11 protein-coding genes and 1 pseudogene are annotated in these 8,951 nt (G+C 55.1%); 8 read left to right on the top strand and 4 right to left on the bottom strand.

Features of this window, described 5'->3' with window-relative positions:
* The first annotated feature begins 117 nt into the window (after positions 1 to 117).
* The 4 genes from KQJ19_RS20570 to dolP are packed head-to-tail and all read left to right on the top strand — an operon-like array spanning position 118 to position 3,732.
* Positions 118 to 2,169: a penicillin-binding protein activator gene (locus KQJ19_RS20570; protein WP_216404064.1), complete on the top strand. Its 2,052-nt coding sequence runs from the start codon at positions 118 to 120 to the stop codon at positions 2,167 to 2,169.
* Entirely contained in the window at positions 2,127 to 2,522 is a 396-nt protein-coding gene (locus KQJ19_RS20575; protein WP_216404065.1) for a YraN family protein, read from the top strand. The genes KQJ19_RS20570 and KQJ19_RS20575 overlap by 43 nt, the downstream gene beginning before the upstream one ends.
* A 34-nt stretch (positions 2,523 to 2,556) precedes the next feature.
* On the top strand, positions 2,557 to 3,147 hold the full coding sequence (gene diaA / locus KQJ19_RS20580; protein WP_003024948.1) for a DnaA initiator-associating protein DiaA: 591 nt from the start codon (positions 2,557 to 2,559) through the stop codon (positions 3,145 to 3,147).
* 9 nt (positions 3,148 to 3,156) lie between these two features.
* Positions 3,157 to 3,732, top strand: coding sequence for a division/outer membrane stress-associated lipid-binding lipoprotein (gene dolP, locus KQJ19_RS20585; RefSeq protein WP_003024954.1), 576 nt, complete (start codon positions 3,157 to 3,159; stop codon positions 3,730 to 3,732).
* Positions 3,733 to 3,781: 49 nt separating this feature from the next.
* On the opposite strand, the gene KQJ19_RS20590 is transcribed toward dolP, so the two are convergent.
* Complete coding sequence (locus KQJ19_RS20590; RefSeq protein ID WP_047499696.1) at positions 3,782 to 4,417, bottom strand: NAD(P)H-binding protein; 636 nt, start codon at positions 4,415 to 4,417, stop codon at positions 3,782 to 3,784.
* A 37-nt stretch (positions 4,418 to 4,454) separates the two neighbouring features.
* Positions 4,455 to 4,883, bottom strand: coding sequence for a YhbP family protein (locus KQJ19_RS20595; protein ID WP_016154657.1), 429 nt, complete (start codon positions 4,881 to 4,883; stop codon positions 4,455 to 4,457).
* A gap of 43 nt (positions 4,884 to 4,926) precedes the next feature.
* Here KQJ19_RS20595 and KQJ19_RS20600 point away from each other — a divergent pair.
* A pseudogene (locus KQJ19_RS20600) lies at positions 4,927 to 5,236 on the top strand (GIY-YIG nuclease family protein).
* Here the strand turns inward: KQJ19_RS20600 and KQJ19_RS20605 are convergent.
* On the bottom strand, positions 5,223 to 5,726 hold the full coding sequence (locus KQJ19_RS20605) for an N-acetyltransferase (RefSeq protein ID WP_047499702.1): 504 nt from the start codon (positions 5,724 to 5,726) through the stop codon (positions 5,223 to 5,225). The pseudogene KQJ19_RS20600 and the gene KQJ19_RS20605 overlap by 14 nt on opposite strands.
* Positions 5,720 to 6,244 (bottom strand): SCP2 domain-containing protein, encoded by a 525-nt coding sequence (locus KQJ19_RS20610; protein ID WP_016154660.1) that lies wholly within the window; start codon positions 6,242 to 6,244, stop codon positions 5,720 to 5,722. Before KQJ19_RS20610 ends, KQJ19_RS20605 begins: the two co-directional genes overlap by 7 nt.
* A gap of 219 nt (positions 6,245 to 6,463) precedes the next feature.
* Between KQJ19_RS20610 and KQJ19_RS20615 the strand changes: the two genes are divergently transcribed.
* The 3 genes from KQJ19_RS20615 to KQJ19_RS20625 form a co-directional block, all read left to right on the top strand.
* Positions 6,464 to 7,459, top strand: coding sequence for a peptidase U32 family protein (locus tag KQJ19_RS20615; protein ID WP_016154661.1), 996 nt, complete (start codon positions 6,464 to 6,466; stop codon positions 7,457 to 7,459).
* A gap of 8 nt (positions 7,460 to 7,467) precedes the next feature.
* Positions 7,468 to 8,346 (top strand): U32 family peptidase, encoded by an 879-nt coding sequence (locus KQJ19_RS20620; protein WP_019077776.1) that lies wholly within the window; start codon positions 7,468 to 7,470, stop codon positions 8,344 to 8,346.
* An 80-nt stretch (positions 8,347 to 8,426) separates the two neighbouring features.
* The coding region (locus KQJ19_RS20625; RefSeq protein WP_216404066.1) for an MsnO8 family LLM class oxidoreductase at positions 8,427 to 8,951 on the top strand (525 nt) is incomplete at its 3' end.

Consider the following 8,951-nt stretch of genomic DNA (forward strand, 5'->3'; position numbering starts at 1 on the left):
AGGTACAATAAAGAGTTGGCCTTGAGAATTATCCGCCGATTCGTGTTGTTTCATTGTGTCGTCCGTATTGCCGATTTAATATTGAGCATTGAGTAAAAAAATATCACTGGATACAGTATGGTACCCTCAACATTTTCTCGTTTGAAAGCCGCACGCGCGCTACCAGTCATTCTGGCTGCACTGATTTTTGCAGGCTGTGGCACCCAGGCACCAGACCAGAGTGCAGCCCATATGCAGGGCACTGCGCAGGCTGATTCCGGCTTTTATCTGCAACAAATGCAGCAAAGCTCAGATAATAGCAAGACCAACTGGCAATTACTCGCCATTCGTGCACTGCTGAAAGAAGGCAAGAGCCAGCAGGCTTTCGAGCTGTTCAACCAGCTACCACAGAAGCTAAGCGATACCCAGCGTCGTGAGCAGTCACTGCTGGCTGTCGAAATTAAGCTCGCGCAGAAAGATGTCGCTGGCGCACAGGCCCTGCTGGATAAGCTAACCCCCGCCGATTTTGATCAAAACCAGCAGGCGAGATACTGGCAGGCGCAAATCGACGTCAACCAGGGTCGTCCATCGCTGACTTTACTGCGCGCCCTGATCGCCCAGGAACCGCTGCTGGCCGCGAACGCTAAGCAGAAAAACATGGATGCCACCTGGCAGGCGCTGTCATCCATGACCCAGGAGCAAGCGCAGACGCTGGTCATCAATGCGGATGAAAACGTGCTGCAAGGCTGGTTAGATCTCCAGCGCGTCTGGTTCGATAACCGTAACGATCCAGACATGATGAAAGCCGGTATTGCTGACTGGCAGAAACGTTATCCACAAAACCCGGGGGCAAAACTGTTGCCAACGCAGTTGGTTAACGTGCAGAGCTTTAAACCCGCTTCCACCAGCAAAATTGCTCTGCTGCTGCCGCTGAACGGTCAGGCTGCGGTGTTTGGCCGTACTATTCAGCAAGGCTTTGAAGCTGCGAAAAATATGGGTACTCAACCCGTAGCGGACCCTGCTGTTGCCGCGCCTGCTGCGGATACAGCGGCTGCGACGACCACGGAACAGCCGCAAACGACTGACGGTGTTGCCAGCCCGGCTCAGGCGTCAGTAAGCGATCTGACCAACGAGACGCCAGCACAGCCAGAAGCTACAGCTCCACAACCAACAGCGCCTGCGCAGCCAACAACCGCCAGCGCACCAGCGAATCCGTCCGCGGAGCTGAAAATCTACGACACGTCATCACAGCCGCTGAATCAGATCCTGACTCAGGTTCAGCAGGATGGCGCCAGCATCGTGGTTGGCCCACTGTTGAAGAACAATGTTGAAGAGCTGATGAAAAGCAACACGCCATTAAACGTCCTGGCGCTTAATCAGCCGGAGTCGGTGAAAAACCTGCCGAACGTCTGCTACTTCGCTCTGTCGCCAGAAGATGAAGCGCGCGACGCAGCACGCCACATTCGCGATCAAGGAAAGCAGACGCCGCTGTTGTTGATCCCGCGGAGTTCGTTAGGCGATCGCGTTGCCAACGCCTTTGCACAGGAGTGGCAAAAACTGGGTGGCGGCGTGGTGCTGCAGCAGAAGTTCGGCTCCACCGCTGAGCTGAAAATGGGCGTCAACGGCGGCTCGGGGATTTCCCTGACGGGCAGCCCGGTGGCCTCTTCTGTACCCGCGCAGCCTGGCGTGACGATTGGCGGTCTGACCATTCCGGCAGCACCTACCGATGCGCAAATCACCGGCGGCAGCGGTCGTGTTGATGCCGTATATATTCTGGCAACGCCGGAAGAAATTGCATTTATAAAGCCGATGATCGCCATGCGCAACGGTAGCCAGAGCGGTGCCACGCTGTACGCCAGCTCCCGTAGCGCGCAGGGAACTGCCGGCCCGGATTTCCGTCTGGAGATGGAAGGCTTGCAGTACAGCGAAATTCCGATGCTGGCAGGCGCTAACGCCCCTCTCATGCAGCAGGCGCTGGGCGCGGTTCGTAACGACTACTCGCTGGCACGTATGTACGCGATGGGCGTCGATGCCTGGTCGCTTGCCAACCACTTCTCGCAAATGCGTCAGGTGCAGGGTTTCGAAATTAACGGCAACACCGGAGCCTTAACCGCAACGCAGGATTGTGTGATTAACAGGAAGTTATCATGGCTCAAATACCAGCAAGGACAAGTCGTCCCCGCCAGTTAACGAGTAAACAGACCGGTGACGCGTGGGAATCCACCGCGCGTGACTGGCTGCAGAGCAGGGGACTGCATTTTATCGCCGCCAACGTGCATGAGCGTGGCGGCGAAATCGACCTGATAATGCGTGAAGGCAACACCACCGTATTTGTTGAGGTTCGCTATCGGCGCTCAGCCCAGTTTGGCGGTGCAGCGGCGAGTGTGACCCGGAGCAAACAACACAAATTATTACAGACTGCCCGCTTGTGGCTTGCGCGCCACAATGGAAGTTTTGATACTGTGGATTGCCGGTTCGATGTGTTAGCCTTCACCGGAAATGATGTTGAGTGGTTTAAGGACGCGTTCAACGACCGCTCATAGTTGAAGATTCAGAGCCTGGTTCTTAAGGATTAGCGTGTTAGATAGAATTAAAGTCTGCTTTACAGAAAGCATTCAAACTCAGATAGCTGCGGCTGAAGCACTTCCGGATGCGATCTCCCGTGCAGCCATGACGCTGGTTCAGTCCCTGCTCAATGGCAACAAAATTCTCTGTTGTGGTAATGGGACGTCCGCTGCCAACGCACAGCATTTTGCTGCCAGCATGATCAATCGTTTTGAAACAGAGCGCCCAAGTTTACCTGCGATTGCACTAAATACTGATAATGTGGTCTTAACTGCGATTGCCAACGATCGCCTGCACGATGAAGTTTATGCAAAACAAGTCCGTGCGCTGGGACATGCAGGGGATGTTCTGCTGGCAATCTCTACGCGTGGTAATAGCCGCGATATCGTAAAAGCCGTTGAAGCCGCCGTGACACGCGACATGACAATTGTCGCACTGACCGGGTATGACGGAGGGGAGCTGGCCGGGTTACTGGGGCCGCAGGATGTTGAAATCCGTATCCCTTCACACCACAGCGCCCGCGTTCAGGAAATGCATATGCTGACGGTCAACTGCCTTTGCGATCTCATCGATAACACGCTTTTCCCTCACCAGGATGATTAAGGAGTACACATGAAGGCATTTTCGCCGCTTGCTGTGATTATCGCTGCCCTGCTGCTGCAAGGCTGTGTCGCTGCCGCCGTTGTCGGAACTGCTGCTGTCGGCACCAAAGCCGCGACGGATCCTCGCAGTGTAGGCACCCAGGTAGATGACGGAACCCTGGAATTACGCGTCAATACCGCGTTGTCGAAAGATGCCCAGATCAAGAAAGAGGCGCGTATCAACGTGAGCGCGTATCAGGGTAAAGTGCTGCTGGTCGGTCAGTCGCCAAATAGCGAACTGTCTGCGCGAGCAAAACAGATTGCGATGGGCGTAGAAGGTACTACTGAGGTCTTTAACGAGATCCGTCAGGGTCAGCCAATCGGCCTGGGCGATGCGTCTAACGATACCTGGATAACCACTAAAGTACGTTCCCAGTTGCTGACCAGCGATCAGGTGAAATCCTCTAACGTGAAAGTCACCACCGAAAACGGGGAAGTGTTCCTGTTGGGTCTGGTAACTGAACGTGAAGCGAAGGCTGCGGCAGACATCGCCAGCCGGGTAAGCGGCGTGAAACGCGTCACTACGGCTTTTACGTTTATTAAGTAAGACTGCTACAAATGCCGGATGGCGACGCCAGAGCGTCCTCTCCGGCATTTTATTTGGCTCTTTCGCGCAGTTCGGAAGAGGTCAGGATCGAAACGCCTTCATGTCCAGGCGCCAGTGCCTCCGCCAGCATAGCCCGGGCTACATCACGCGCCTCAATCGACTTCCAGTTCCCCGGCAGCAGCCGAAATAACGGCGCTAAAAACCTCTCATTCGCCCGCTGTTTATCCCGCTCTCCGAGTAACATTGAAGGCCGAACAATCGTCAGCCGCGGCCAATTTTGCGCGATCAGCGCCTGCTCCATTTCCCCTTTCACCCGGTTATAAAAAAACGGTGAATTGGCATTGGCCCCCATCGAACTGACCACCAACATATGCTGAGCGCCCAACCGACGCCCCGTCAGGGCCGTGTCCACCACCAGCGTATAGTCAGCATGGATAAACGCTTCTTTGCTACCCGCTTCTCGCCGGGTGGTTCCCAGACAACAAAAGACAATATCTACCGGTTCGGTGACCTGCGCCAGCGCATCGGTTAGCTGCGGATCATAGGGATTATAGACGCCAGCCGTATCAGCCAGCGGTCGACGCGTCGGTGCCGTGATGGCATTGACCCGGGGTTCATTGAGCAGCATACGCAGCAAATTTCCGCCTACCAGCCCCGTTGCGCCTGTTATTAACACCTGACTCATCGCTAATCTTCCCCTGACTCTTTAATCACTCTATTAACTATAGATCACGTTGCCAGTGCATTTTTTTACCAAAGCCCAGCGTGTTGTCCGTGAATTTGACTTCATCCAGTCGAATCTCCCATACGGGCGCAGGCAGCATTCTGGCGACCGGGAAACGGCGGTTGTAGGCGTTACGCGCGGCTTCACTCTCCTGCCCTTCAAGACGCCGGATTTCCCCTTTAAACTGTACGCCACGAATCAGGGCGACCGTTTTGGGCTGACCATTTACCGTGCCGGCAATCGCCGCGCGCGGCCCGGACATCTGCGCATGCCGCGTTTTTTCTTCGGTCAGCACATAGAACACCATCTTCTGCGCATCAAACAGGTAAAACGCATTGGCGCACCATAATTCACCGTCATGATGTACACACCAGGTCACGACGTGCTGCTTTGCCAGCCAGCGGGTCACCGCAGTCAGTGTTTCCATTTCTGTTCTCTTTTATACTGTAGGCCTGAAAATTATCACGTCGATGGTGACAATGACACCCTGGTATCTGTACCTGATCCGTACTGCGGACAACGCCTTATACACCGGAATAACCACCGATGTGCAGCGCCGCTATAAGCAGCATCAAAGTGGGAAAGGCGCGAAGGCGCTGCGCGGAAAGGGAGAACTCACGTTGGCATTTGCGGCTCAGGTCGGCGACCGTTCGCTGGCCCTGCGCTTAGAATATCGCGTCAAACAGCTTACAAAGCGGCAGAAAGAGCGCCTTGTTGAAGGCGAAGGGCTTGAGGCACTACTGAGCAGCCTGCAAACCCCCGGCGCTTAAAAACGATTGAAGTAGTCGTGGTATTCCACAAGGCCCGTCACACCCTCCAGCGCATCGTCCGCCAGGCGATGAACCTGGAACGCGCTTTCGGTACCCGGCCAGCGGCAACGCAGGTCATGATGGGCAGCCAGCTCAAAACCAAAGCGGCTGTACAGCGCCGGATCGCCCAGCGTAACCACCGCGGCGTAACCAAACTCGTTCAGGGAATCGAGTCCTTCATAGACCAGCTGACGCGCCAGGCCCTGTCCACGGTATTTTTCATCCACCGCGAGCGGCGCCATGCCGACCCATTGCAGGTCTTCGCCCTGGACATCGACAGGGCTGAACGCGACGTAACCCACTACCTGACCTTCGTCATCGGTAGCAACCAGACCCAGCGTTATGAAACCGTCTTCACGCAGGTCGTGCACTAATTTCGCTTCCGCATCGCTCTCAAATGAACGACGCAGCAATGCATCAATACCTGGGGCATCAATGGGAATTTCAACTCGAATCAGCATGGCTCACCTACCGAAGTCTGTTTGGTTTCTGGCGACGTTTTCATTCCCGCCTCAACAAAATCCGCCAACTGCATCAGCATGACGCGCAACGCTTTAGGCATCTGATCCAGTTCGATGGCGTCCATCAGATTTTTAACATACAGCCCTAATTCTGTATCACCTTCAATCACCAGGCGACGCTGGAAGAACAGCGTATCCGGATCCTGCTTACGCGCCGCGATCATCAGGAGATCGCTGGCATCCGCGCTAAAACTCACATCCGCCTCTGCATTCTGGCTGACGATAAGTTTATCGTTCTCAACAGAGGTATACCATTTAAGGCCAATGTCACGCACATGAATGCTCAGCCAGCGACCGTCGAGAAACTCCAGCTCCCCATCGGCCAGCGCCTGACTAAACTGCCAGCTCAGGACCTGCTCCAGAACCTGGCGCTTCAGCGCAAAGGGCGTCAGTTTAACCGGTACACTCATCAGAGAAGGACCAAAATGTACTAAGCGTGAACGCAGTTTATCCAACACGAGCTTTACTCCCTGTTTCAATTATCCTGCTATTTTGCCATATCAAATAAACGACATAGCGGCATAAATCAACAATTCGCTACGAAATTGTTACCTCTTATTGGTATCACCAATACGACTTTAACTGCCTCAAATCAAAAATTGTCTCAGCAAGGTTAACTAAAATCCCTCTTCGTTAACATTTCTGCGCCCTTTACGGCGCAACGTTCAGGATAAATTATGGAGCTGCTCTGCCCTGCCGGAAACCTCCCGGCGCTTAAGGCGGCCATCGAGAACGGCGCTGATGCGGTCTACATCGGGCTGAAAGATGATACCAACGCCCGTCATTTCGCCGGCCTTAATTTTACCGAGAAAAAATTGCAGGAAGCGGTGAGTTTTGTCCATCAGCACCGCCGTAAGCTGCACATCGCGATTAACACCTTTGCGCATCCGGATGGTTACGCGCGCTGGCAACGTGCCGTAGATATGGCGGCGCAACTGGGTGCGGATGCGCTGATCCTCGCCGACCTCGCCATGCTTGAGTATGCCGCAGAGCGCTACCCGCATATTGAGCGTCATGTCTCTGTTCAGGCATCTGCAACCAATGAAGAGGCGATTAATTTCTATCATCGCAACTTTGATGTCGCCCGCGTGGTACTGCCGCGCGTACTGTCTATTCACCAGGTGAAGCAGCTCGCTCGCGTCACGCCAGTTCCCCTGGAAGTGTTCGCCTTTGGCAGTCTGTGCATTATGGCGGAAGGTCGCTGCTATCTTTCATCCTATCTGACGGGCGAGTCTCCTAATACGGTTGGCGCCTGCTCTCCTGCCCGTTTTGTTCGCTGGCAGCAGACCCAACAAGGGCTGGAATCCCGTCTTAATGAAGTGCTGATCGACCGTTATCAGGACGGAGAAAACGCCGGTTATCCGACGCTGTGTAAAGGCCGCTATCTGGTTGATGGCGAGCGCTATCATGCGCTGGAAGAACCCACCAGCCTGAATACGCTGGAGCTGCTGCCAGAACTGCTGGCGGCCAATATTGCCTCGGTGAAAATCGAAGGGCGTCAGCGTAGCCCGGCCTACGTCAGCCAGGTGGCGAAAGTGTGGCGCCAGGCGATCGACCGCTGTATGGCCGACCCGCAAAACTACGCCCCACAGGCCGCGTGGATGGAAACGCTCGGTTCAATGTCCGAAGGCACGCAGACCACGCTTGGCGCGTATCACCGTAAATGGCAGTGAGAGAAGCAATGAAATATTCCTTAGGGCCGGTGCTGTGGTACTGGCCGAAAGAAACGCTGGAAGATTTTTATCAGCAGGCCGCCACCAGCCAGGCCGACGTTATCTATCTTGGCGAAGCGGTGTGCAGTAAACGCCGCGCTACCAAAGTAGGCGACTGGATCGATATGGCGAAATCGCTCGCTGGCAGCGGTAAACAGGTGGTGCTGTCAACGCTGGCGCTGGTGCAGGCCTCCTCTGAGCTGGGAGAACTGAAGCGCTATGTCGAAAACGGCGACTTCCTGCTGGAAGCCAGCGATCTCGGCGTGGTAAACATGTGCGCCGAGCGTAAGCTGCCGTTTGTCGCCGGGCATGCGCTCAACTGCTACAACGCGGTAACCCTGCGTTTGCTGCTCAGGCAGGGCATGGTGCGCTGGTGTATGCCGGTAGAACTGTCCCGTGACTGGCTGGTCAATCTGCTCAACCAGTGTGAAGAGCTGGGTATTCGCAATCAGTTTGAAGTAGAGGTACTGAGCTACGGGCATCTGCCGCTGGCGTACTCTGCCCGCTGCTTTACCGCACGCTCTGAAGACCGTCCAAAAGACGAGTGTGAAACCTGCTGCATCAAATACCCGAATGGGCGCGATGTGCTGTCGCAGGAGAATCAGCAGGTCTTTGTCCTCAACGGCATCCAGACTATGAGCGGCTATGTTTACAACCTCGGCAACGAGCTGACATCGATGCAGGGTCTGGTTGATATTGTGCGTCTGTCCCCTTCAGGCAGCGACACGTTCGCTATGCTCGATGCCTTCCGCGCCAATGAAAATGGCACTGCCCCATTACCGCTTGCTGCCCACAGCGACTGCAACGGCTACTGGAAGCGACTGGCAGGTCTTGAACTACAGCCGTGATTAATAGCTCACTTTGTTAACAACATTCGCTAATCTTTAATGCAGTATTAAAAGATTAACCGGTAACAAAGTGAGCCGTTATGACTGACAAAACTATTCCGTTCTCGGTGCTGGATCTGGCGCCGATCCCTGAAGGATCTTCGGCAAAAGAGGCCTTCACACACTCGCTTGATCTCGCTCGACTGGCCGAAAAGCGCGGCTACCACCGCTACTGGCTGGCAGAACATCACAACATGACCGGCATCGCCAGCGCGGCGACCTCTGTGCTGATTGGCTATCTGGCTGCCAATACCACCACGCTGCATCTTGGTTCTGGCGGCGTTATGCTGCCCAACCATTCGCCGCTGGTGATCGCCGAGCAGTTCGGTACCCTGAATACGCTGTATCCGGGACGAATCGATCTCGGGCTTGGCCGCGCGCCGGGTAGCGACCAACCGACCATGCGCGCGTTGCGCCGCCATATGAGTGGTGATATCGATAACTTCCCGCGCGACGTAGCTGAACTGGTGGACTGGTTCGACGCCCGCGATCCTAATCCCCATGTACGCCCGGTTCCCGGCTACGGCGAGCAGATCCCGGTCTGGTTATTAGGCTCCAGCCTGTAC

It is taken from the genome of Citrobacter sp. S46_ASV_140 (assembly GCF_018919545.1).
In the GTDB taxonomy this organism is placed as follows: Bacteria; Pseudomonadota; Gammaproteobacteria; order Enterobacterales; family Enterobacteriaceae; genus Citrobacter; species Citrobacter braakii.